This is a genomic window from Desulfoplanes sp. PS50 (genome assembly GCF_053851535.1).
This window is the reverse complement of record NZ_JBSPZA010000021.1, coordinates 1-24,233: the sequence shown is the minus strand read 5'-3', so window position 1 is coordinate 24,233 and position 24,233 is coordinate 1. Positions and strand designations below refer to the sequence as shown.

Below are 24,233 nucleotides of genomic sequence, written 5' to 3'. Positions count from 1 at the left end.
TTTAAAATATTGCTGATAATTAATGTCAAGGTCAAGTATTTTCTAAGAAACGGAGAATTCCTGGCAGGATTGACGATGCATACCAGAAATAATTTTACAGTTAAGCTATATATTTCAGGATAATATAATTTTATTCGTAATATTTGACTCTCAGGATCGGGGATTTGGCAATAAGGTGGGAGAGGGCTGCTCGCTGTTTGTGGAGCGAGTTGGCCAGGGCGATGATGTCCTGGGCCGCAGGACTTTGAGGCGCCCATTTGATGAGCGGCTCCTGTTTGCGTACGGATTCGGTCACTGTCTTGTCATGACGGACCAGCCCCAGATATTGGAGCTTGATGCTCAGGAAATGCTCACAGGCAGCGTAAAGGCGATTAAAGGTCTGCTTGGCTTCCTGCTGCGACCCGGCCATGTTCACAATGACCTGGAAATTTTTGACCCCATACTCGGCAGCCAGGATTTTGATCAGGGCGTAGCTGTCTGTCAGTGATGTCGGTTCAGGAGTGAGGATGATCAGCCTCTCTTGAGACATGGAGGCAAAGGAAAGAACCGTGGGACTGATTCCGGCACCCAGATCGAGGAGAAGAAAATCGTACCCCTGAAAGAGCGTGTGGAGTTTGTGCAAAAGCAGGGACTGGACATCCTCATCGAGTTCCACGAGGTCGGCAATGCCTGAGGCTGCAGGCAGAAGGTCGAGTCCGAGGTCATTGATGGGGACTACGACATCCTCTGGGGGGGCATCCTGGGTAATGATGTCCTGGATGTTTTTTTGTGGTGAAATTCCAAGCAAAACGTCCATGTTCGCAAGACCGAGGTCGGCATCCATGATCAGTGCTGAATGATCAATCTGGGAGAGGGCATAGCCGAGATTCAGGGAAATGTTGGTCTTGCCGACCCCTCCCTTGCCGCTGACTATGGATATGCTCATGGTAGTGTTGGGTGCAGTCATGATTCGATCCGAATGGTATTATGTTTTGGCAAATAAAAAATGCTTTTCTTCCTGCAGGACAAGCGTGTCCTGTCGTATGGGCGTGAGATCCATGAGAGGCGCGGTTTCAAAAGTATCCTTGCCTTTGTTCTTGGCCCGATAGAGCGCCTGGTCCGCTGCGGCATACAGTTTTGCCGGCAGCAAACGTTGCTTGCCCCTGCATGTGGCCAGCCCCATGGAACAGGTGATTCTGATGGGGGTCTCATGCTCAGGACACATGATACGCAGGGCACGAATGCCAGACTGGAGACGATGAATGAGTTGTTGTGATCTCACCAATCCGGTGCCCGGAAGAATAATCGCAAACTCCTCACCGCCGATGCGGGTGGGGATATCGGTCTGTCTGAGAATATGAGTCATTATCCCGGCTACCTCCTTGAGGACGCAATCTCCACAGGGATGGCCGTAGGTATCGTTTATCTTCTTGAAATTATCGAGATCGATGACGCACAGGCTGAGGGCATGCTTGAATCGATATGCCCGTTCCAGCTCGCGTTGCAGGGTGATTTCGAAAACATGCCGATTGGGTAATTCTGTGAGAGGATCATGGTTCTTTTGAAAGGCCAAACGGTCCAATTGATCTTGAATATGCTGTAAAGACAGGCTGTTGTCATGCCCCATGGGCACAGCAAACCATTTGGGAAAATGTTCCTCTCCGCCAATCTCTTGCCATTGTTCGGGCGTCATGCCTCGTATGATCCGGACGAGAGCCATGATTTCTTCTGAATTGTCCTTGGTGACAATCGTGGCCTCATGTTCTTCGATCTTTTGACTGAGCGTATGAAGGTCCCTCAGGATATGTTTGAGACTCTGGTCCATTGATCTGTCAGGGCTATGAGTTTTCATGCAAAAAAAGCAGATACGATTGGATCAAGCCATCGATATCTCCGTCAAGGACTGCATCAACATTGCTGATTTCAAAGTTGGTTCTGTGGTCCTTGACCAGGCGATAGGGGTGCAGTGTGTAGGTTCGTATCTGACTTCCCCAGGAAATGGCCGTCTTGGAATCATATTCCGCCTGTTTGGCGCGTTCCAGTTTTTCAAGTTCCTGTTCGTAGAGTCGTGAGCGCAGGATCTTCATACAGGTTTCCCTGTTTTTGAGCTGGGAGCGTTCGCTTTGGCATTGGACCACGATATTGGTCGGCAGGTGGGTGATCCGGACAGCGGAACTTGTTTTGTTCACATGCTGTCCGCCAGGGCCGCTTGATCGGAAGATGTCGATACGCAGGTCATCTTCCTTGATCTCTATTTCAATGTCCTGTCCGACCTGGGGACAGACATCCAGGGAGGCAAAGGAGGTGTGACGGCGGCCCGATGTGTCAAAAGGGGAAATGCGGATCAATCGATGGATCCCCTTCTCACCCTTGAGGAGGCCATAGGCATGGGGACCGGTTATCTGGAGGGTGACGCTTTTCACCCCCGCTTCATCGCCGGGAATATAGTTTAAAAACTCAAGCTTGAACCCCTTGGTTTCAGCCCATCGCCGGTACATGCGCAACAGCATTTCCGCCCAGTCCTGGGAATCAGTCCCTCCGGCGCCTGGGTGGATGTCGATAATGGCGGCCGCGTTGTCATGGGGACCGGAGAGCAGGGTCTCCATTTCCGCCAGGCGCAGACGATTTTCAAGCTGATCGATTTCATCCTCGAGTACCTCAAGGTTTTCGTCGACAGGCTCATCCTCGGTCAGTTCAAGCCATTCCTGCACATTGATCTTGGACTGCTCGAGCTGGGTCCATTTTTCGAGTTCTTCCTGGAGTTGGGTTTTTTCCTGGAGAACCGGGGTCAGGGCATCGGGGGTATCCCATGCACCCGGTCGGGAGAGCTGTGCCTCGATTTCCTGGAGTCGTTCCTGCTTGCCCTTCAGGTCAAAGACGCCTCCAAATGGATGAAAAGGAGTCAAAGAGGACAAGGGCGCGATTTTTCAAATCTGCAAATTGGAGCATAATAGGAGTTCTATGGTTATGGGAGGTGGTTAAGTGATAGCGAGCAAGGAGGCATTCACGAAAAAGAGATCAAGATCGGCAGGCCTGCTATCATCCGTGAGTTTGAGGTTTGCGGGTCCACGCCCACAATCCGATGCACAGGGGAAGAATCGCATAGCTGGAGTGGATGTACTCATACCAATCATGATACCATGTTGTGGCCTCGATGGGGGTTATGGTATTCTGAACAAGAGTCTGCTCGGCAAAGAGTTCGGAAGTATCAAGGATATGACCCTGATTGTCAACGAATGCCGAAATCCCGGTGTTTGTGCACCTGACAAGAAACCGGTTTTGCTCGATGGCCCTGAGAACGCTCAGATAGAGATGCTGCCGGGGGGCCGAAGAGGCTCCGAACCAGGTGTCATTGCTTATGTTTACCAGGATATTGGCTCCCTGACGGACACTTTCCTGGGCAAGACCGGGAAAGATAGCTTCGTAACAGATGAGCAGGCCAAGCGAGGTATGCTCATTAACCAGGGGACGTGGTGAATTTCCTGGCGAGAAATCCATGGCCCCGACAACGAGTTTTTGAATGAACGGAAACCACGAACCCAGAGGGATGTATTCGCCAAAAGGGACGAGATGGCGTTTGTCATACCATGACCGAATCCTACCGTCTGAGGTGACCAGAAAGGCCCGGTTGAACAGTGAATAGCCCGGGGATTGCACGGGGGTTTTCGTGTATCCTGGTGCCCCGAGTACCAGGGTTGCGTTTGTCTGGCGCGCGAGATCAAGAATCTTGCTCTGGAGTTCGGATTCTTCCTGAAAATAAAAAGGCATGGATGTCTCTGGCCAGATGACGAGTTTGGACCCTGGTGCGTGTGCGGCTTCGCGTGTCATGCGGGTATACGTGGCCACCGTGGCATTCTGGAATGCCGGATCCCACTTGTGATCCTGGTCAATGCCCCCCTGAACGATGATTGTACGCAGGGGGTGGCCGTGAGTCCGGGAATCGGTTGGATGGAGAAGAAACAGCGCAAGCAGGATGATGACCACGGTCAAACCTGGCCAACGCGTGCCTCCCCGGAACTGATAGAGAGCCAAAAGGGCCAGTGCGGCCAGAACGCCGGAAAGACCATATGTGCCAATGAATGCGATACTGCTTACGGCCCATGGCCAGACGCTCAGGGCCCCGGGAAGGGTCAGCCAGGGAAATCCTGTGAGTATAAACCCCTGGATCATGTCCAGACATGCCCACAGGGAACCGGCAAAGACAACATGCAGGGGCCAGGTCAGGCGGGATTTCGTCAGATGAACAAGAAACGCGTACAAGGAACCGTGAAGACCGAGGACGCTTCCTAGAATAAAGGGACAGGGGAGTGCCAGAATCAAAGGGATATGGCCATAGCGGTGGATGGGGATGACGACCCAGTAGAGACACAATGTGGCAATGGACATGCTTAGAATCCAACCGCTCACCAATGCCTGCCTGGGCGACCTGGAGGCCAGGGCAATCGCTGCAAGGCCCGCAGGAAAGACAAGGACCAGTGGCGGAAGATGAAGAAGGGGGTTGGCGAATCCAAGCCATGTTCCCAGGGTCGTCAGGATGACAACCATCCAGAAAGGCACGCCACCCAGACGGTTGATGACTGAGCTCATGGGGTGACAGATCCTGTGGGACCAGAATTTTTAAAGACGAAAGCTGGAATCATTGGGTATTCGTGGATATGGTTTGGGAAGTGGGGGTTACCAGAACCCAGAGGATATGCTTGTTGTCAGCTTCCTTGATTTCAAAATCATGACCGGCAATAATCAGATGATCTCCCTTTTGCGGGACCTTACCGGCATTTTCACAGAGCAATCCGCCGATGGTTTCGACCTGTTCTGAATTGAGCTCGATGGAACATTCTTCCCTGATCGAATCGAGAGAGGTTCTTCCGGCGATGAGAATCCTTCTTTCATCGAGAAACTGGATCTCATCGGGTTTGGGGATATCGTATTCGTCTTCGATTTCGCCAACGATTTCTTCGAGAACGTCTTCCAGGGTGACCAGTCCCGAAGTGCCTCCATATTCATCAATGGCAATAGCCAGATGAATTTTTTTTGCCTGGAATTCAAGAAGGATATCCCTGACATTTTTGGTGTCCGGGATAAACAGCGGAGGACGGATGATGGTTGTCGGCTCGCCATCGTGTTTTTCGGGATCTATGAAAAAGGGAAGCAGGTCCTTGGCATGAATGAGTCCGATGATGTTATCCTTACTCTGGCGGTAGACAGGGATACGCGAATGTCCACTCTCAATGATCAGCTCGGCGATTTCCTTGAGGGATTCGTTTTCCTCGGCGCAAATCATCTCGGTCCTCGGAACCATGATTTCCGTGACCTGCTTACTGTCGAGGCGCAGAATGTTGAGAAGCATGGAGACCTCGTCGTTTTCGATCTCCCCGTCCTCGTTGGCCTCCATGATGAATTCCTCTATCGGAGTATCCTGGCGATAGCCGAATAATTTTTGCAATTTATTCCAGAAGTTACCATGTTCTGGGCCGTCTTCCATCCCTTCTCCCTTGTTGCTGTTGGTTCTCACGGCGTCTCAAAGGCCGTAGTGTGAAAAAACTGCTTCTATCCAAATATACCCTAACTCTTCATATTGGAAAACAATTAGATTAAATGCTTGATATTAAAGTACAAAATCATGCAATGCTCAGGAAGATTACGCCCTGTCTTCCTGTTTGTCCTTTTCCTGCTGTCTGAAAAGGGCCAGATGCTGTTTGAAAATCCAGTTTCCCATTTTGGGATGACCTTCATCCCGGGATAGGGAGGTCCAGGTGATGTGCTGTCCGGATTTATCGTTTGTCTGTCCGTTCATCGTGAATTCAATGCCCAAGGAGCGTGAATTACTCACAGGATCACAGACAATGACTCGAATCTTGCCCAAAAGATAGATTTCCAGATTTCCGGATTCTCGATCGAGCAGCCTGAAAAACAGAAAGACATCCGGCGACCTGTTGTTGTCCAGATATGAATTGATCCGTGCATTGTTTGTGACCGCCAGTCGACAACCTCCTGCGGATATATCTAAAATTTTCAGAGAGGCCTGTGTATTTTTTCGGGTCAGAAGGTGATGGTGGGCCATGGGCGGCCCCCATCTGGCGGGTCCTGTATGGTCTTTGGCCCGGGGCTGGTGCTGGGCAAACCATACTTTGACCTCGAGAATGGTTGCTGGATCGGGAACCAGGCGAAAATGCATCCTTCGTTGTCCAAGACTGATCGCCTTGGGCAGTGAAATGTGCAGGTAGGCGGTTCCCGAACCTTGACGCTCAATGGATTCTACAGATGATTCAAATGTATAATAGGTTTTGGTATTTCCCCGACTGGCCAGGGAAAAATAGGCCTCCAGGGGACGGCCAATCCAGGCCTGTCTGGGGGTGGCGTATTCGGGCACCTCAAGAAGAAGTTCGTTTTTGTCCACGGCCACGAGGGTACAGAAGATTCCCCTGGTTTTGAGGACCTTCTCCCTGAACGAAATCTCGAACCGGCTCCGTTCGGTCAGACTTTGTCCGAGCAGGTCGATGATTCGCCGGGGATCATCGAGTCGTTCGACGGGCTTGGGGGGACGGAACTGTTTTCGTATGAATTGTATGAGGATACCCAGGACAAGAATGCTCCCGGCAATGGTCAGAACCCACGTAATGATGGTCAATAATTCCGGATTCAGGCCCGTAGAGGCAAAGGAATCCTTGAATTGTCCTGAGAAAATGAATGACTCTATCAGAATGACCATGTGCGTTAAGGCTCGATGATGGGCTGTGTGAACGGAGTGACAAGTTCAAAAAGCGTCTTGATACGCTCTTGGATGTATCCTTTTTTTGCGGGATCAGTTTCAATTTTTTGCTGCAACTTCCAGTCTTCGATCAGGAAAAGTACCCATCCGTGATTCCTGTCGACGATATGGGCCTGTTTGATAAATACGCGCGTCCAGTTGCGGTCATTCCCGTCAGATGATTCTCCCGCTTTGACCGCCGCTTTTCGGGCGTAAACAGACACAGCGAGTGGATCGTCAAGCTGATCCAGATAGGCATGGATTGTGTGCCAATCACCCTGTTGAAGCAGGAGTTGGATTTTGGTGTCTCTGGAGTTTGGCAAAATGGTATGACGGTCACCGACCATTTTGCTACACTCCATTCCCTGCTGTGAAAAATCAAGGGCTTTGTCAAGAAGATGTGGATATTTAACGCCAAGATACGCATGGAGCCTATAGGCCAGAACGTACAATTGGGCCACGGAGCAGAAATCATCCTGACGCAGGAGATTTTCCTGTGTCTGGAGAAAAAGGGATCGAGCCGTGGGCCATTGTCCCTGAAGAAATTCCTGGATGAAATCCTGACGCAGAGACGCGGTCTGGGAAAGAATTTCCGGTCTGGGATATGGGCTCTTGGTTCCACCGCTCAGGCTGCATCCTTGAAGGAGGATCGCTCCAAGAAGGGCGCAGGATATGAGCGAAAAAAAACGTGAGCAATGAGTTGGATCCGGGTACATGGATGCTCCGGGTTGAATCAGGTCATGGGGCCGGATAGGCAGGTGCTTCCTGGATTTCCTTGCGCACAAAAGGCCAGGTATCCTTGAGTCGTTGCAAAAGTTCCGTGCCGAGGCGGATGGTGTATTCGCTCTGACGGCGGAGGCGCACAAGATCGGTCGTGGCGTTTTTGACTTCCCCACTGATCGCTTCGATGTTGGCCAGGGTCGGATCAATTTCCTGGCGCAGGGACTCGAGTCCTTTGATAAAGCTTTGCCCTTCCTGCAGAATCAAGACCAGTTCGTCCTGGATGGGTTCGAGATCCTCCACCCGGGTTGTGGCGTTTTGAAGGAGACGGTCGATGCTCAAAACCGCATGATCGGTTTTGGCCAGAATGGCGTCCATTTTCTGGACCGGTCTGGGGTCCTGGGTCAGGTAGTACAGAAGCCCCCGGTTATGGAGAATGAGATCGGTAATCTCCTCGGCATTGGCCAGGATGGATTGGACATGGCCTTCCTCATCGATGAAGCTTTCGGTAATATCCCGGATATTGGCCACGATTTCCTTGAGATTCGCAATGACAGGCTCTGCCTCCTGAATGAGTTCACTCAGCCCCGCAACCTTGGACAGGGTCAGGGTCGCTCCCTCCTGAAGCAGAGGACTCTCATCGGTCCCCGGAATGAGCTTGAAGTAGGGATTGCCGATGATTCCTTCCTGATCGAGGATAAATTTCGAGTCCTGGCGGAACCATTTTTGATATCTGGACAGGATTTCGAGTTCGACCTTGATGTAACCAACATTGTCCAGATAGACTTTTTCCACGTTGCCTATCTTGAATCCGGACAGCCGCACCGGAATACCCCGTTCGATGTTCTCGCCGGTCGTGCTGATCACGTAGTAGGTGACGCGTTCGGCAAAAAGATCTTTTTTTATACCGATATAGATGACCAGACTGACGAGGGCTACAATGACGACGAGCAGGAAGAGTCCGACTCGAAATTCCATGGTCTTGAATTCCAGGGCCATAGGCTATCCCTCGAGATAAAAGGTTGAAAATCCGAGGCGATCGTAGGTCACGGCATCTTTTTCGTTACAGGCTATCCATACGGTAAGGGGATGCCTGAGCGTTTCTATCGCCTGGATCACGGTTTCGGCCATGGTGAACGCGGGGGACGGCAACAAGACAATACTGTTGCCACCAGAGATGGAGCGCAGGAGCTGGCAAAGAACCATTGTCCGTGAATCGAGGTGTTCCTTGCGCTGATTCATCCATTTGCCAAGTTCCAGTGCGTGGATGTGTTCCCGTATAGGGGCGCAGGCCTTTTCCAGGGAAATGTTTTGTCGGTACATGGTGCCAAGGACGATGTTCTCCATGACACTCAGGTTGGATAGAAACGGGAAATCGTCGCCAAGAATACCGATGTGGTCTTGTGACTGGGCGATCCAGGACACCAATTCGCTGGTCAGGGACTCCTTGTGGCCAATGACCAGGAGTCGCGGGTGGTGATCGAGCAGCAGGGAGTGAAGGTTTTGAATGGGCATAATAAAAACATTACAACTGATTGAACACGATTTCAATGACAATAATGCATCCTGCCGTGTGCATCATCCCTCGGATAAGTTTGATGGGAACTTCAGTGAACGAGTTGCGTACAGTCATTCCTTTTTCCATGGCGATAAGTACCACGGCCAGTCCCATGAAGAAGGGTTTGAGGGTCAGGGGGATGATGCTTTGCAGGTCGATGGCAGTCAGGAGCTGATCGACATAATTGTCAAAGGTGATATCGTGAAAATAGCCCAGAGTGAAATACCCACCAAGCAGGGCCACAAGGGAGAAGATGATCGTCAGACACGGACCGCCGATGGCAAAAGCAACGATCCGCGGGAGATACAAATAATCTTCGATGGGAATACCGAGCATGGACAGGGTGTCCATTTCCCGGTTGATTTTCATCAGGGCCATTTCGGAAAGCACTGCGGACCCGGATCGAAGCAGCAAGACGGTCGTGCACACGAGTGGAGCGAGTACGTGCATGATCGCCTGGATAAGATATTTTCCAATCTGATCGTAGGCGTTGAGGTTGGTCAGTAGATTGAGCAGGTGATCGACAGTGATGGAGCCTATGAGCAATGCCGAAATACAGACGACGGGGATGGCCTGGAAGGCGGTAAAGTACAATTGGCGCACAATGACCCGAAACACAGCATGGTTCAAGAATGCGAGCCTGAAAAGCGAACCCGTAGTGCGTTGCACAATGGTGGCGATGACCAGCCACATGCGGGTGCTTTCCAGAAAGCGGCTTCCAAGTCGGGCGACAAAGGATGTGGACATGATGGGCGGCGGTGCAAAGCTACAGGCAAGAGATTGCAGTCACGATACTCCACGGGGACGCGCTGTCAACAAGGGAGCATCCTTGGCAGATTTTCAGATGGAGAGGAATGCGCAAGAACCCCTTGGTTTGTGCAGCTTCGCTGGGTGGATGTCGTCCCACGGTGCGTTCACAGAGTATTTTGAGGTTGTATGCTGGATCAGAGCAGACCCAATTTTTTGAGATGGATCTCCAGACAGGAGATGGCAGCCGGAGTCACTCCGGAAATTCGTCCCGCCTGTCCCAGGGTTCGTGGGTCAACGGCGGTGAGTTTTTCGACAACCTCTCTGGAGAGACCCGGTATGTCCGCATAACTGAGCCCCTCGGGGATGAGAGTTTGTTCCAGACGGCTCGTTCGTTGGACCAATTCCTTTTGTCGCATCAAATAGCCCTGATACTTGCATTCGATCTCCGCTTCTTCCAGGGCATCCGGAGAGAAGGTGGCGAGTTCCGGCCAAAAGGGTTCCAGGGCTGAAAGGGTGAGGGCTGGTTGCCGGAGAATATCTTTCAAGAATACGGTTTTTTTGGGCGTGGCAGCTCCAATGGCCTGCAACCTGTCGCGGGTACCCCCGTCAGGCCGGATCCGGATGGTCGAAAGACCCTGCATGATCGTTTCAATGGCCTTTTTTTTGTGGGAAAAGATCTCCCATTGGGCATCCGAAACAAGACCGAGTTTTCTTCCTGTGGGGGTCAGCCGCAAATCGGCATTGTCTTCACGCAGGAGCAGACGGTGTTCGGCACGGGAGGTAAACATACGGTACGGTTCCCTGGTCCCCTTGGTCACCAGATCGTCGGCCAGCACGGCCATGTAGGCCTGGTCGCGGGACAGCAGGAACGGAGGTTCCCCCTTCAGGGCGCAAAAGGCGTTGATCGCTGCCCAGAGTCCCTGGGCAGCCGCTTCCTCGTAGCCGGATGTCCCGTTGATCTGACCTGCCAGGTACAGCCCGGACACCACCTTGGTCTCAAAGGTCGGTTTGAGCTGGGTCGGGGGGATGTAATCGTATTCTATGGCATACCCGGGCCGGACGATGATCGCCTTTTCCAGACCGGGAATGGTGGCGAGCATCTCTTTTTGGATGTCCAGAGGGAGACTGGTGGGGATGCCATTGGGATAGACCTCGGGATTGTCCACCCCTTCAGGTTCGATGAAAATTTGATGGCGTTCCTTCTCGGGAAACCGCGCCACCTTGTCTTCGATGGATGGACAGTACCGAGCGCCGGTTCCTTTGATCACTCCCTGGAAAAGTGGAGACCGGTCAAACCCTTTTTTGATGATTTCGTGGGTCGCTTCGTTGGTGTAGGTCACGTGGCAGGGAAGCTGGGGAAGACGGGGACCCTTGAAATGGAAACTGAAACGGGGCAGGGGGGCGTCACCGTATTGGGCTTCAAGTGCTGAGGTATCAATACTCTCCTTGAGGAGTCGGGGGACCGTACCTGTTTTCAGTCGACCGAGTTCGAGGCCTGCCTTTCTAAGCGATGCGGACAGTCCCTGGCTGGCGGGATCGCCAAAGCGTCCCCCGGCATAATGGGACAAACCTATATGAATGAGCCCCTGCATGAATGTCCCGGTGGTCAGGAGAACCGTGCGGGCCATGATGGTTTCACCGATGAGGGTCTTGACTCCCTGCACGGTTTTGTCGCGTACCAGGATTTCTTCGACCATGGCCTGACGTACGTACAGGTTGTCAGTGGCAAAAATATCCTTTTTGACGACCTGCATATAGGTCTCGCGGTCCATCTGGGCCCTGGTGGCCCGGACGGCTGGCCCCTTCCGGGTATTGAGAATCCTGAATTGAATCCCGGCCTGATCGGCCCATTTTCCCATCATGGAACCGAGGGCGTCCATCTCTTTGACCATGTGACCCTTGGCCAGTCCGCCGATGGCCGGGTTGCAGGAAAGATGGCCGATGCGGTCGATATTGTTGGTCAGGAGCAGGGTCACAAGGCCGAGACGTGAGGCTGCCATGGCCGCTTCACATCCGGCATGACCGGCACCTACCACAACAAGATCGAACCTCTCGGGAGGGGATGGTTTCATGGAACTAGAGGAGAAGACAGGCCATGACCTGTGCGTCTTTGATGGTATTGGTTATGGAGGATTGTTCATTGGGCTGGTGCGCATAATCTTCCAGTGTGCTCCAGACAACGGCATCATATCCCTTGCGGCGCAGAAAGGCGGCCACGGTTCCCCCGCCAATTCCCTGAGGTTTTGCCTCGACATGATAGATCTGTTGGATGGCCTTTTTGAGCCTGGTGACGATCTCACTTTCAGGATCGGTGACCGGGGCGGCATCTTCCCGTTGGATGACCTCGAAATCGATGGTGACCGAATATTCTGCAGCCACTTCGTCTCCGAGACGTTTCATGGCCTCGATGACGTCATCGACAGGGATCTGGGGTAAAATGCGTGAATCGATATAGACCACGTCCCGTCCGGGAATGGTATTGATGTTTTCTACGTTGGCGTCTTTCTTGGTCGGGGCGAAGGTGGAGATAGGGGGAACAAAAATGGGGTTCTTAAGGGGAAAGATGTCATGGAGCCGGTCCATTTTCAGAATCAGGGCGGCAACCCCGCGCAAGCTGTTTACCCCGAGCTGGGGCCTGGAGGCGTGGCATTGTTTGCCCGTTACGGTTGCCTTGACCCAGAGCTGACTTTTTTCCGCGATTTCGATTTTATCCGAATGGGGGGCCCCTCCGTCCGGAATGAGGAACAGATCGTTTGGGGAGAACAGGTCTTCGTGTTCGCGCAGCAATGCATCCAGACCGTATTTGCTGCCGGTTTCCTCATCGGCCACGAACGCCAGACCCAGGTTGATCGCCGGAGTGATGGCGTTGTCCATGAGTGTCTTGGCCAGCAGGAGGGAAGAGACCAGACCCTGGTGGTTGTCCTCCACGCCCCGACCGAAGAGGAGATCGCCATCCTGGTGGAGTTCAAAGGGAGGGGTTTTCCACAGGGACTCGTCGCCTACGGGAACCACGTCCGTATGACTCATGATCCACAGAGTTCGTGATGTGTCGTGTCCGGGAATTCTGGCCACGATGTTCGGTCGGTACCCGCAATCGACCCGATTGTCCGGGATCTTGATCTCAAGCACATCCTGGATTCCAATCTGCCCGAGATAGGTAAGAAGATACGCCGCTTTGTTTTTTTCTCCCTGACCACCACTCATGGGGCCCAGGGCAGGTATGGCAACGAGATCGCGTTGCAGGGACACCACGAGGTCGGCGGTCTTTTCAAGATGATCGATAACGGGTTTAAGCATGGTCTGACCTCAATTATGTATGATTGAAGGCATGAAGAAAGGGGTCGGATACGTCCGGTAATGAAAAATCCGGCAGGGTCAACCTGCCGGATTTGCTTGTGAGGCTATCTGTTACGGGCTGCCCGTTTCGAGGCCTTCAACGGGTTGATCTTGACCTTGCCGGCCTTGTCGACGCTGGCCTTGACGTGGGTCGCGAAATTACAGGCTCCGTGAGCCCATTTCTTGGATGGCTGCGGGTAGCTCATGCAGTATTTTTCACCCTCGAATTCGGCGATGCGGTCACACCCATTACATTTTTCATCAATGGGTTCCAGGATAACGCCTTTGAATTGCAGTCCTTCTTCTGTCTTGACAGCGCCTTCGAAATAATTGCTTGCCATGGGAAATTCCTCCTGATTCTTGCGAAAATATATGCCGCACGTTGGGCCTCGGGGTGCGGCCAGTCTTTGTAGATGTCCCCAAGGCGAACATTGTTTGTGTGCTGCGACCGAAATCGAGCAAACTATTTTTGCCTACCGGGTTTTGTCAAGAAGAAAGTGAAACTCCGGTACCAATCTGATCCTCATCCCTTCAATCCTGTAGTCGGCAGCAATCTGATCGCTCTTGATGACCAACTCTGCCGGACATCATTCATATACTCTTAAAAATGAGTTTGTTGGGTACCTCCGTTCTCCACAGATCCGTCTTGCCCGTTGCCAGGATCCCGTGGGACCGACAGTATTTGGGAAGGAGAGGATGTGAACCACCGATCGCTCTTGAATGCTTACTCGGGTGCGTAAAAACAGAGTTGTCATATATGCAAGATCTGCCTATACATATCATGTTCTTCTGGTTGTCCAGATCCCTGGAGAGCATCCGCCTCAGATATGGCCAGCAGTTGGAACCGTTTTGTGAGTATTTTTCCTTTCAACCAAACCCGGTTTGAGAGACAACGATTTGGAAACCGAAGGATATTTTTTCCAGGACCATTGCATCAGGCTACGACCAATCTTTTTAGGTAATTTCACACTTCAAACAGGTCTTGGTTGCATGTTACCCCTACCCATAAGGAGTCGACAATGGATTTGACAACAGATTTGACGAAAATGATCGAAGAAATCCGGCAGCACCCACGTTCTGAAGATGTGGGCATGGTTTTGTCCCATTCAGGATATGTACGGCGGCTTTCGAGAAATGGTCGTCAGGTGACCGGTTTTCGGGTCGATGTGGATGAGGCCAAGTGCAAGGCGGTCATCGAGCAGGGGCTGGACGATCCAGGGATCGTGGATATCAAATTGGCCTTTAACGGTGGCAAGGTTCTCAAAATCGGTGATCCCGTCATGCTCTTGGTTGTTGCCGGCGATATCCGCGACAATGTCTTTGCCTGCCTGGAAAAGACCCTCAGTCGACTTGAAGAGGTCGGGGCCAAGAAAAAGCAGGAGTTTTTTGATTAGCTTTCGGCCTCGTTGGTCTTCTTGGATCTGTTTCAGGGTGGTGTATACGCTGTTTCGTTTATTTCCAGGAATGATATTTTTCTGCACTGTCACAAGCAGCAAGCAGCAAGGAGGCAGCATGAGATGTGCCTGTCTGTTATTCTGTTTTGTCATGGCGTTCCCCGCTTGGGCTGGCGAGGGTTTTTTCGCCGCTGATAGAGAGTCGATTCTAGAAGGGCTGACCGGTGGTTCCAGAATGTCGTCACGGGGGCTTCAGCCCTCTGGAACGGTCAGGGCGCTGCGAGTTCGTCCTGGTACAGGGGCGAGCGAAACGGTCACTGTCGATGTTGATGCAACAGCCCCCTCAGTCCGGATGCGTATCGAGTTCGACACAGGAAGTGATGTGCTTCGTCCGTCTGCAAAGCCGCTTTTGCACGAGCTTGGGGCAGCCCTGCGGGATCCTCTGCTTCTGGACAAGACAATTCGCATTGCCGGCCATACAGACTCTGATGGTGATGCAGGCTTTAATCTCGATTTGAGCCTGCGCCGTGCTGAAAGGGTTGCTGAGTGGTTGACGACCAATGAGCAGATTGCCCCCAATTTTCTGGAAGTCATGGGGTTTGGAGAAGGGGTTCCTTTGGTCGAGAATGCCGGTCCCGCCAGCAAGCAGAAGAACAGGCGCGTGGAAATCAGTATCAGCACCCTTGGATTTGAGAAAGAGGGTTTGGACTCGACCTATGGCCAGGAGCAGACCCAGCCTGGAAAGAAGATGGCCTGGTAGATAGGGAAACGCTGGTGAACGCGTCGTATTTTGATGCTAGTGTCGCGTCATACAATCATTCCACACAGTACTTTCTCCCTGCTAGGGCGTGTTCGATGAGCCGTTTTTTTCATCCAGGGATATATCGAGTTCCTCGAGGTCGATCTCCTGGTGGTCCAAATGGGAAGATGCAGACTGTCTGGATTCAGAGGGAAAAGAGGTTTTGTTTGCTGGTTCCTCGAAGAATATTTCCAGAACCTCCTCGTCGGTGTCGTGTACCCGAGTTTCTTGTGTTCCGGTTTTTGGAGTCGGAGCTTCTGGCTGGCCGGAGGCCCTGATTTTTTCGTCGAGACCGGGAACCTCAAGATCTTCCGAGTGGAGGATCAGATCCTCGGACGATTTATCATCATTATCCGGAAGAGATGATCCTTGCGATTTTTCACTTTCTGCCTTGGCACAAGGCGTATCTTCTTCCAAAGAGACGCAAAGAGGCTCCTGACTGTCTTGTGGGCTGGGTCCTGTTTCGGGAGTTTCACTGTCTACAGGACCCACATGTTTTTCCTTGAGCATTTCCTCCAGCCCGGGTACCAGCAGGTCGTCGTCAGGTAACCCGGGCTGTTCTTTTGTTCTGTTTTCTTGAGATGTTGCTGGTCGTTCTGATGCGATCGCTGTGTTTGCCCCTTTGTGTGGGATTGTTTCTTCCGCTGCCGGATCCTGCGCGTCCTCATCGAACACGAAAGTTTCTTCAGCCAGGGACGCCTCGCCGAGTTCTGCTTCCGAAGATAATTCCCATTCCTCTTCAAGTACAAAGTCGTCCTCAGCTCCCGTAAAAGCGGTGGATTCAAATGGTTGTGGGATGACTGTCACCAAACGGTCAGAATCGTTTTCTGTTTTTTCCGGGAGGGCAAGCCAGTTTTCTTGGGGTTCTTCAATCCATTGCAGGCCGAGGATCTTTCGGGTTGTTTCCCAATTCTGCCCACATTTGGGACAACTCTGCAAGTGGTCGAACGAATGAAATCCACATTGTTTGCAATACATGACTCCCTGCTCCCATGGTTACGGATTACTACTGATCCCGTTTGAGAATCTGGTCGTTCCAGAAATGTATCCCCAGGCAGAGTACGGCTGCCGTCTCCCAGCGAAGGATACGCTTGCCGAGTGAGAAAGGAACACAATGTGTCTGTTGCAAAAGGGCTGATTCTTGATCGGAAAAACCACCCTCCGGACCCAGGACGACCAGCACGTCTCCCTGGCCGGCAATATCGTCTGGGTTGAGAATCCTTGGACAATCAGGATCTTCCCACAGAAAAATCCGATCCTGAAAGTGATCAGTCGCTTCAAGGAGTTGTCCCAACCCCTGGTGGTAGGTCATCACCTGGGGCAACCAGGGATTTCCACATTGTTTGGCAGCCGCGATGCATTGATTTCGCCAGGTATCCTTGGGTTCTTTTGGGGTCTTTCCTTGGGAAAAGGCGGCCTGCCAGAAGGCTATCCCCCAGGCCCCCAATTCCACGGCCTTTTCCAAAAACCACCCCCGTCGTGTCGCCCTGTTCCATCCCGGAGCAATCCACAATCGGCAGTCAGGCTTTTTATGCTCGCGGATGCCTTCCTGTTCGAGAATGATTTTTTTTTTGGCAGTGGAAAGGACTCGAAAACGTCCTTCTTTTCCCTGGCCGTCAAAAAGGACAATGTGTTCGTCTGGCTCGGTTCGAAGAACCGTGATCAGATGATGCGCCTCGCTTCCTTCGAGAATGAATGGGGCCGACCATCTGTCAGCGGGGAGAAAGAAACGATTTGTTCGGGACATAAGCTGTTCAGACCCTCAGGTTGTCGTGGAACAAGGAAAAACATCCCTGCACAATGAGACTCAAAAAGGGGCTACACTCCTGGCCGATTGTCACGCGAATCCGTGGTGAGAGAACCGTTGGGCAGGATGTGATCCTCGTACCTCCCCCAGCCCCTGTCCGCGCGAGTTGTTCCAGTTGCACAGTACCTTACTCGTGAAACTCTGCCATAAAAAACATGAAAATTTTATAACCGCTTGAACTTAAGACTTAAAACTTAAAACCTAAAACTGCGGTTGCCCGCATTAGAGTTTTATTCGCGCGGTTCCTTTGGTATAGAACGGTGTGGTGGTTTTTTGAGCCGTGAGAGTGGATCTGCCCCGGATTTCAAACTGGTCATTGGTGTCGGCGTGTTCGGCCTTGATATAGGCAAGAGCAATGCTTGTTCCCAGGGAAGGGGCAAAAGAACCACTGGTGACTCTGCCCACCAATGTGCCGTCGGGAAGAAAGACCTCATCGCCATGGCGGGCGGCGCGGCGGCCTGGAATGGTCAAAGGAATGAGTTTCTCGGAGACCGTGTCCTGATAGTCCTTGCCGATATATTCGGCTTCGGATTTGAGGAAAAAGCCGTATCCCGCCTCGACTGGAGTATGTTTGGCATCCAGGTCCTGGCCATAGAGAGGAAGACCGATCTCCAGTCGGAGGGTATCTCTGGCTCCCAGTCCTGCCGGTTCAACATCCGGGTGGTCGATGAAACGTTCCCAAATTTCGAGGGTCTTGTCCGCATCCATGTATAATTCATAGCCGAGTTCCCCGGTGTACCCGGTTCTGCTGATCAGAATGGATGTATTTTCGAGGGTGGCCCTGGTAAAACGAAAATATCCGAGGTCCTTCCATGGGCCAGGACTGATTGATGCGAGAACCTCCATGGACAAGGGGCCCTGGAGATCGATTTTGCCTGTACGTTGCGAACGGTTTTCAAAAATGAGGTTTTCGGGAAGATGCGAAGTGAACCAGTCAAAGTCACTGTCGATGCATGCTCCATTGACCACGATCATGAAATCATTCTCTGCCAAACGGTAGACAATCAAATCATCGAGAATACCCCCAAGCTGATTGAGGATGAATCCGTACCTGCATTGGCCAGGTGCCAAGGTCTTGAGGTTGTGGGTGACAATTTTGCCAAGGGCCGTTGCCGCCTGGGGGCCTGAGAGAAAAAATTCTCCCATGTGGCAAATATCGAAAAGCGAGCTTTTGGATCGGGTATGGTTGTGTTCACTCAATATGCCGGTATACTGAACCGGCATTTCCCATCCGGCAAAGGGAACCAGTTTGCCGCCGTTGTTGCTGTGCCACTTGGTCAAAGGGGTCGTCAGAAGTTTTGTTGTATCCTGTTGCATGGTTGATGTCTCCTTTGTCGCCGGAAGTGTGTACCGGCTGTTGATGCTGTCAGGTTTGATGTAACCGCGTGCAGGGTAGGGTAGAGGCCCTTTTCCTAGGTATCCATTCGGGTCTTGCGTATGGCCTTGAGTTCGTCGAGTTGGGACACCAGACGCCCATAGAGTTTGCGGATCGTCGAGCCATATAAACTCAGACTCTCTTCTTTTGGTTCGATATATTTTTTGAGAAGATATCGATCGTTGATAGTGGCTTCGCCTATGGCTATGGCCTTGACGACGAGGGGGTCGAAATACTGGACAATCTCGAATTTCAAGACCGCCAGAGTCTCTACCATCTTTTTGATCATTTCCTGGTAGGTAATTTTTTTACCCTGATAATTTCTGTGGTGGAGATTTTCAAGATGCTGGACCTTTCGTGCCTGTTGGATATAGCTGTAGGTAGCCATGACCTCATGATATAATTCTCGATTGTCTGCAAAAATTTCATTGTTGTTCGGGGCGAGCAGATACTGATCGAGTACCTTGGTCACGTTGGCATAGAATTCATCAGAATAACCGATGATCCTGCGTTGATGTTTGTTGAGCCAGGCATAAAGGAATTTGAGGCGGTTGGTATGCGAGTCCGTGTTTTCGACAACATCGTGTCTCTTGTATTTGATTTTGCCTTTGAACTCCCCGCGTACGATATCGTTGAGCTGCAGGGTCATTGCATACGAATCCTTGATGATATTGCGGGACGTGCAGCACATGCCCGTGCGTGGATGGATGATCTCCTGTTTGAGGACGGACAGCGCCCGGTCCTGTCGGACGTTGTCACGACCATATTTGTGCTGGATATACGTGACTCGCAGGATGATGGCTTTTCTCTGGGGATGGATGAGATATCCGTGGTCCCGTAAAAACTCGACAACGTCCTTATGCTGCTGCGAGATGTCCACAAGGGCCAGTTTTTCGACCCGGGGATACCCTTTGTTGTCCGAGTGGGGATAGTAGGTGGTTATGGTTCGATCAGACTGGCCCAATACGCGGATGAGAAAATGCTCTCCGGATTTGAACAGACGCCGTGCAAAAAGAGCCGCCGAGGTCCTCCTTTCGGATACCACGGGGAATCCATAGAGTTCCATCAGAAATTGATACACGAAATCTCTGTTTTGTTCATATTTTTTATTGTTGTTTGGCGAAAACTTCCCGATCCGCAAACCAAAACGCTTGAGCTCCGCATCGATATCAGAAGGAAATGACGCAAAAATGCCAGAAAGATAGTACTGATACTCTGCATCCAGGGCCATGACGTGTCCCCTGTCCATTTTAAAAAGGAAGGAAAGCAGTTCGCCATAATGATCCAGGGACGTCAGATCTTTGCTGGTAGTGAATTTTTTGAAATTTTCGTGAAATCTTTTGGGGAGGCGATCTAAAAAAACTTGGACATTCTTTGAGTGGATGGATAGTTCAAGCGGACAGGTTTCACCCTTGATGAAATCGGGTTCGTCTGCCAGAGAATGCAGGATATCGAACTGGAAGATCTCATTGAAATAGGAAAGAGGACGGTCGAAGGCGACCATGGAAAATCCGGGCAGGTCGGGATATTCAAACAGGTCAGACTCAAAGGACGGCAAAAGCTCTCTGGGTTCGACCAATGGGTATTTGCGATGCTGAAAAAAGGGGCGGATAAGGCAATATTTGGCTTGGACCAAATCAAGAAATGTCTTCAGACTCTCGATGGAGTCGAGATGGGTGCTCCCGCACTTGTGTAACGTCGGTTTGGGAACCTCGTTGAAAAATGATTTCCAGGGCGTTCTTGATTTGCCTGACATGTATTTGTCTCCATGTTAAGGGAGACAAATAGCAATAAAGACAAAAGCTTTCAACAGGAAAATGAAATTGACAGATTCGTAAAAAACCTCTTATCCCTCTTTTTTGCTGGTAAACCTTCCTTGGTGATCGGATCATGTCATATTGATCAGTTTTTGTTCGGACAGCCTCATCTTTGGCAGGGTATCCATGGTATCGGTTGTACCGGCTGCGTTCCTTCAAGAACATGTCTGCAGGGTTCGTGCATGTGTCCCTGTATTTCAATAGAATAAGCAGTATTTTTTTGGTGCTATGACAATGAAGTGTGATACGAGTCTCGAAAATCTTACCCAGATTGTAGGCAATATCTTTGACGCCTATTCGGTTGCCATCTTTCTTCCCCGTGAGGAAGACTTTGAACTTGGATCCTGGTTCAGTCTTGGTGACAATATTGCGGTCAATACCAGGATTACCCCTGGCCAGGGGATTGTCGGCTGGATCATCCGTAATAAAAAACCCCTTTTGGTCCGCCATTTTGATCAGACGAAAAGTTTTCTTGGATATTATCTGCGAGGTGAAGAAAAAAACATCAAGGCGTTCATGGGGTGCCCCATCCCCCATCTTGGGGGCGCATTATGTGTCGACAGCAAGACCACCCATTCCTTTGGAGAAAAGGATCAAAAGATTTTAGGGCAATTTTCCAGTCTGATCGCCATGATCACCGGGGATGGGCGTGAGCAGGGTTTTTCCGAGAAGGAATCGTGTCTGTTCAAATATATGCAAATTCTTCCTGAACTCCGGGAGAAATTTCCTCGATGGTCATCCTTTTTAAAGCATTTTTTGGTTCTCCTGTCTCAAAGCTCTTCTTTTCCTTATTGTTTTTTGGCGGTGAGAGATGAATGGGGCAAGGGATATTTTTTGGAAGGGTGGAATGAACGGGGATTTGTAGACTGCAACCATATGGAAGAAAAATTCAAGATCGGCAGCGGTGTGGTAGGGTGGACGTTCAAGCATCATCAGCCTGTCTTTACGGAGGATGCCAGGACGTCTTCCGAGGGAGTCTCTTTGTTTGGCAAGGATCTTGGCCCGCAAATGAAATCAGTGATCTGTCTTCCACTCGTTGTTCACAAGAGAACCCGTGGGGTATTGGTGCTGGCCGATGAAAATGGCCGAGACATTGATGGTACGTTGAAGCGTTTTGCCGTGACCATAGCCGATTATTTGGCCTTGTTTTTGGAGAACCTTTATCTTAAAAATCGTCTCCAGCAACAGCGCATGGAGTTGAAAAGTCAGGAATAGGGTGCGGGAGCTCTCATGGGGCAACCACCTGATCTGACTGATATCTTTTCATGTCATAAGAAGGCTGCATCAAAAGACATACATTCCATGTCGAAGTGGGTGCCAAGCAAGAAATTGCAGGATTGAAGAAGGCCAAGCAATTGAAGACGTGCATTCGGTCCACGCAGCATATCTGAACTCCCTTGAATTTCTTCAAGTCATAATACGAAAGTTACCTGCAACGCATCTGAATGGTTACCTCTGTTTTTTTGTCCTGCATGAAGGCTGATCACGATCAACCTTGTTTCATACATTGAGTGATGCGTTCGTAATGGGATGGTTGTTCCTCCAAGGATGTCATCCAAATAACAAAGAGAGCCAAAACATGTTTTTGAGCCGTTTTTTCGGATTCATGGGAAAGAATCTGGCGATGGATCTGGGTACTGCCAATACCCTCATGTATACCCCCAAAGATGGTATTGTTTTGAATGAACCATCCGTGGTTGCCCTGGATAGCCGGACAGATGCCGTGCTCGCAGTGGGCAAGGAGGCCAAGGATTATCTGGGACGGACTCCCGAAAGAATCAGAGCTGTTCGTCCACTCAAGGATGGGGTCATTGCGGATTTTGAAGTCACCCGATCGATGATAGCCTATTTCGTCCATAAGGTTATCACGGGTATGAATCTGGTCAAACCCAAGATGGTCATTTGTGTGCCCACTGGGATTACCCAGGTTGAAAAAAGGGCGGTCATTGAATCCGCACAACAGGCAGGGGCCAGAGATGTCAAGCTGGTTGAGGAACCCATGGCCGCGGCGATCGGTGCCGGACTGCCCATTGAAGAGCCTTTGGGCAATATGGTGGTGGATATCGGCGGTGGAACTACGGAGGTGGCAGTTATTTCACTTTCAGCCGTGGCATATTCCGAATCGGTTCGTATTGCGGGCGATGAAATGAATGAAGCTGTGCAGCGCTATCTCCAGGACGAACATCAACTTCTTATCGGTGAGAATATGGCCGAGGCCACGAAGATTCATCTTGGCTCTGCCTACCCCCTGAAAGAACCTCTGCAGTACAGGATTTCGGGCAAAAACATCGTGGATGGCACACCCGGATCGGTGATCCTCACGGATACGCATGTCCGAGCGGCCATCAAAGAGCCTGTCAACGCTATTCTTATGGCCGTCAAAAGGGCGCTTGAAAAAACGCCTCCCGAGCTTGTCTCCGATATCGCCAATAATGGTCTGCTACTGGCGGGTGGAGGGGCTCTTTTAAGGGGACTCGATGAATTGATTATGGAGCATACCCATATTCGAGTGATTGTGGACGAAGATCCCTTGACCACGGTATGCCGGGGTACCGGCCTGGCCATGGCTGAGGAGCGGACCTACAGCAAGGTGTATATCAATTAACGCCTCAGCCTTTGGACCAGACGGTGCGGACATCTCCTGGCTCCGTTGAAAAATGTTTTGTGTGGCTGGGTTACGATTAGAAGACAGTAAAAAGTCGTCTCTGCTCCCATAGGGATATCACCCAGTCCGTGAGAAGTTCGGGGCAATGGGTGACAAGTCCTGCTAACTCGTCGTGGTCAACCAGGATGACATCGTCGCCGGGTACGTTCAAAAATGCGGTATCACAATTGTCCAGTCTGTAGAGAGAGACAAAAACACGTTGTGGTGTCAATGGCGCCAATGTGCCGACAAATCGTAATTTTCCCACTTTCATGCCCATACATCCATCAATCTCCCTGTAGGCCCCATCCATTGTACTTTCCCCGGGACGGAGAAAGGTTTTCAGACTGATGTCCCAACGGTAGTGGGGCGACCGTTTATCACCCTTCTTTTTGACGAGGTACAACTTGCCGTTTTGGTCATACATCGAAACCAGGACCATGCGATGGAAGAGGTTTTGTCGGCGTGCCTCGTCCAGAGGCATCGCTCCCAGAGGACGATTGTTCGAGTCGACGATTTCAACTATCTGCCGGCTTTTTGTTTCTTTTGAATGAGATAATAGGAAAGACATAGACTCGATTCAGCTCGGGCGTTGGCTGGGACCAACAGCAGCGGTAAAACGTGATCGTTTGAAGGAGATTGCCTGGTGTCGGATCGCTTTGATGTGCAGGCCGTTGATGATTGTATGCCTTGTCATGCACGGATTTTGACGTGTTCTCATATCCCTGAACTTGTGGAATTGGAAGCGGCCTGTTTTCCCAGTCCGTGGACATCGCGTGAATTCGAGCTCTGCCTGGGGCAGGATCACTTTCATGCCTGGGGAATTGTGCGTCACAATACGATCATCGCCTATCTTACCTATTTTATTTTGATTGATGAAATTGAAATAGTCAATCTTGCGGTCCGTGAGGACCGGCGGCGGTGTGGATGGGGTCAACGTCTTCTTGATGATTTGCTGCACCTGGCAGAGGATCAGGGGGTGCAGCGGATTGTGCTTGAGGTCCGGAAATCGAATCAGATCGCCCGGCGGCTGTATGAAAAAAACGGATTCATGGTCGTTGGTGAGCGCAAAAGATATTATCCTCCTACCGGGGAGGATGCCCTTGTGATGGCGTGGGCTCCAACCAGGACATGACAAGCGTATGATACATCTTTTTGGGAGCATTTTTTTGAATATTCTGGCTCCTCGCTATTTCGTGTGGGTAGGGGGAAATTCGAGCTTGCCCCCGAGGAGGTAAATCATGGTGATGAGATTACGAGTTGAACGGTATCCACGGGCTTTAGCTTTTGCTGCTTGAATGAGACT

At 51.1% G+C, this 24,233-nt stretch carries 23 protein-coding genes; 5 read left to right on the top strand and 18 right to left on the bottom strand.

Annotated elements, in window-relative coordinates:
* Positions 1-130 precede the first annotated feature (130 nt).
* From ACTVJH_RS10285 to ACTVJH_RS10225, 13 genes are all read right to left on the bottom strand, one after another.
* Positions 131-946, bottom strand: coding sequence for a MinD/ParA family protein (locus tag ACTVJH_RS10285; RefSeq protein ID WP_455990059.1), 816 nt, complete (start codon positions 944-946; stop codon positions 131-133).
* Between the two features lie 18 nt (positions 947-964).
* Complete coding sequence (locus ACTVJH_RS10280; protein WP_455990057.1) at positions 965-1,804, bottom strand: GGDEF domain-containing protein; 840 nt, start codon at positions 1,802-1,804, stop codon at positions 965-967.
* 13 nt (positions 1,805-1,817) lie between these two features.
* Positions 1,818-2,928 (bottom strand): peptide chain release factor 2 gene (gene prfB, locus ACTVJH_RS10275; protein WP_455990055.1). Its coding sequence is split into 2 segments (ribosomal slippage): positions 1,818-2,852 and positions 2,854-2,928, totalling 1,110 coding nucleotides; the frame shifts between segments, so codons are not numbered across the junction.
* 90 nt (positions 2,929-3,018) lie between these two features.
* Entirely contained in the window at positions 3,019-4,566 is a 1,548-nt protein-coding gene (gene lnt, locus ACTVJH_RS10270; RefSeq protein WP_455990053.1) for an apolipoprotein N-acyltransferase, read from the bottom strand.
* Between the two features lie 49 nt (positions 4,567-4,615).
* Positions 4,616-5,461 (bottom strand): hemolysin family protein, encoded by an 846-nt coding sequence (locus ACTVJH_RS10265; RefSeq protein WP_455990051.1) that lies wholly within the window; start codon positions 5,459-5,461, stop codon positions 4,616-4,618.
* Between the two features lie 156 nt (positions 5,462-5,617).
* Positions 5,618-6,688: a hypothetical protein gene (locus ACTVJH_RS10260; RefSeq protein ID WP_455990049.1), complete on the bottom strand. Its 1,071-nt coding sequence runs from the start codon at positions 6,686-6,688 to the stop codon at positions 5,618-5,620.
* A gap of 5 nt (positions 6,689-6,693) precedes the next feature.
* Positions 6,694-7,443, bottom strand: a complete 750-nt coding sequence (locus ACTVJH_RS10255) for a hypothetical protein (protein ID WP_455990047.1) — start codon at positions 7,441-7,443, stop codon at positions 6,694-6,696.
* Positions 7,444-7,465: 22 nt separating this feature from the next.
* On the bottom strand, positions 7,466-8,446 hold the full coding sequence (locus ACTVJH_RS10250; protein ID WP_455990045.1) for an MlaD family protein: 981 nt from the start codon (positions 8,444-8,446) through the stop codon (positions 7,466-7,468).
* A gap of 3 nt (positions 8,447-8,449) precedes the next feature.
* Complete coding sequence (locus ACTVJH_RS10245; RefSeq protein ID WP_455990043.1) at positions 8,450-8,962, bottom strand: hypothetical protein; 513 nt, start codon at positions 8,960-8,962, stop codon at positions 8,450-8,452.
* A gap of 10 nt (positions 8,963-8,972) precedes the next feature.
* Complete coding sequence (locus ACTVJH_RS10240; protein ID WP_455990041.1) at positions 8,973-9,752, bottom strand: ABC transporter permease; 780 nt, start codon at positions 9,750-9,752, stop codon at positions 8,973-8,975.
* A gap of 197 nt (positions 9,753-9,949) precedes the next feature.
* A complete protein-coding gene (gene mnmG, locus ACTVJH_RS10235; RefSeq protein ID WP_455990039.1) occupies positions 9,950-11,827 on the bottom strand; it encodes a tRNA uridine-5-carboxymethylaminomethyl(34) synthesis enzyme MnmG in 1,878 nt (625 codons plus the stop codon).
* Positions 11,828-11,831: 4 nt separating this feature from the next.
* A complete protein-coding gene (locus tag ACTVJH_RS10230; RefSeq protein WP_455990037.1) occupies positions 11,832-13,052 on the bottom strand; it encodes a M20 family metallo-hydrolase in 1,221 nt (406 codons plus the stop codon).
* Positions 13,053-13,156: 104 nt separating this feature from the next.
* Positions 13,157-13,432 carry a PxxKW family cysteine-rich protein gene (locus tag ACTVJH_RS10225; RefSeq protein WP_455990035.1) on the bottom strand — a complete coding sequence of 92 codons (276 nt, stop codon included), beginning with the start codon at positions 13,430-13,432 and terminating at the stop codon, positions 13,157-13,159.
* A 678-nt stretch (positions 13,433-14,110) separates the two neighbouring features.
* Here ACTVJH_RS10225 and ACTVJH_RS10220 point away from each other — a divergent pair.
* Positions 14,111-14,485, top strand: coding sequence for a molybdenum cofactor biosynthesis protein MoaE (locus tag ACTVJH_RS10220; protein ID WP_455990033.1), 375 nt, complete (start codon positions 14,111-14,113; stop codon positions 14,483-14,485).
* A gap of 118 nt (positions 14,486-14,603) precedes the next feature.
* On the top strand, positions 14,604-15,245 hold the full coding sequence (locus ACTVJH_RS10215) for an OmpA family protein (RefSeq protein WP_455990031.1): 642 nt from the start codon (positions 14,604-14,606) through the stop codon (positions 15,243-15,245).
* A gap of 81 nt (positions 15,246-15,326) precedes the next feature.
* Here the strand turns inward: ACTVJH_RS10215 and ACTVJH_RS10210 are convergent, their stop codons facing one another.
* The 4 genes from ACTVJH_RS10210 to ACTVJH_RS10195 all read right to left on the bottom strand — a co-directional run bounded on the left by ACTVJH_RS10210 (position 15,327) and on the right by ACTVJH_RS10195 (position 20,222).
* Positions 15,327-16,262: a hypothetical protein gene (locus tag ACTVJH_RS10210; protein ID WP_455990029.1), complete on the bottom strand. Its 936-nt coding sequence runs from the start codon at positions 16,260-16,262 to the stop codon at positions 15,327-15,329.
* A gap of 28 nt (positions 16,263-16,290) precedes the next feature.
* The gene (locus ACTVJH_RS10205; RefSeq protein ID WP_455990027.1) at positions 16,291-17,031 is read right to left on the bottom strand and encodes a 16S rRNA (uracil(1498)-N(3))-methyltransferase; all 741 of its coding nucleotides are present in this window, start codon (positions 17,029-17,031) and stop codon (positions 16,291-16,293) included.
* Between the two features lie 282 nt (positions 17,032-17,313).
* Positions 17,314-18,408, bottom strand: coding sequence for a glycine cleavage system aminomethyltransferase GcvT (gene gcvT / locus ACTVJH_RS10200; protein ID WP_455990025.1), 1,095 nt, complete (start codon positions 18,406-18,408; stop codon positions 17,314-17,316).
* A gap of 95 nt (positions 18,409-18,503) precedes the next feature.
* Positions 18,504-20,222: a hypothetical protein gene (locus ACTVJH_RS10195; protein ID WP_455990023.1), complete on the bottom strand. Its 1,719-nt coding sequence runs from the start codon at positions 20,220-20,222 to the stop codon at positions 18,504-18,506.
* 295 nt (positions 20,223-20,517) lie between these two features.
* Here ACTVJH_RS10195 and ACTVJH_RS10190 point away from each other — a divergent pair, with 295 nt between their 5' ends.
* Complete coding sequence (locus ACTVJH_RS10190; RefSeq protein WP_455990021.1) at positions 20,518-21,498, top strand: GAF domain-containing protein; 981 nt, start codon at positions 20,518-20,520, stop codon at positions 21,496-21,498.
* 364 nt (positions 21,499-21,862) lie between these two features.
* Entirely contained in the window at positions 21,863-22,888 is a 1,026-nt protein-coding gene (gene mreB, locus ACTVJH_RS10185; protein ID WP_455990019.1) for a rod shape-determining protein MreB, read from the top strand.
* A 76-nt stretch (positions 22,889-22,964) separates the two neighbouring features.
* Here the strand turns inward: mreB and ACTVJH_RS10180 are convergent, their stop codons facing one another.
* Entirely contained in the window at positions 22,965-23,369 is a 405-nt protein-coding gene (locus ACTVJH_RS10180) for an NUDIX domain-containing protein (RefSeq protein ID WP_455990136.1), read from the bottom strand.
* Between the two features lie 204 nt (positions 23,370-23,573).
* Here ACTVJH_RS10180 and rimI point away from each other — a divergent pair, with 204 nt between their 5' ends.
* On the top strand, positions 23,574-24,062 hold the full coding sequence (rimI, locus tag ACTVJH_RS10175; protein ID WP_455990017.1) for a ribosomal protein S18-alanine N-acetyltransferase: 489 nt from the start codon (positions 23,574-23,576) through the stop codon (positions 24,060-24,062).
* The last annotated feature ends 171 nt before the right edge of the window (positions 24,063-24,233 follow it).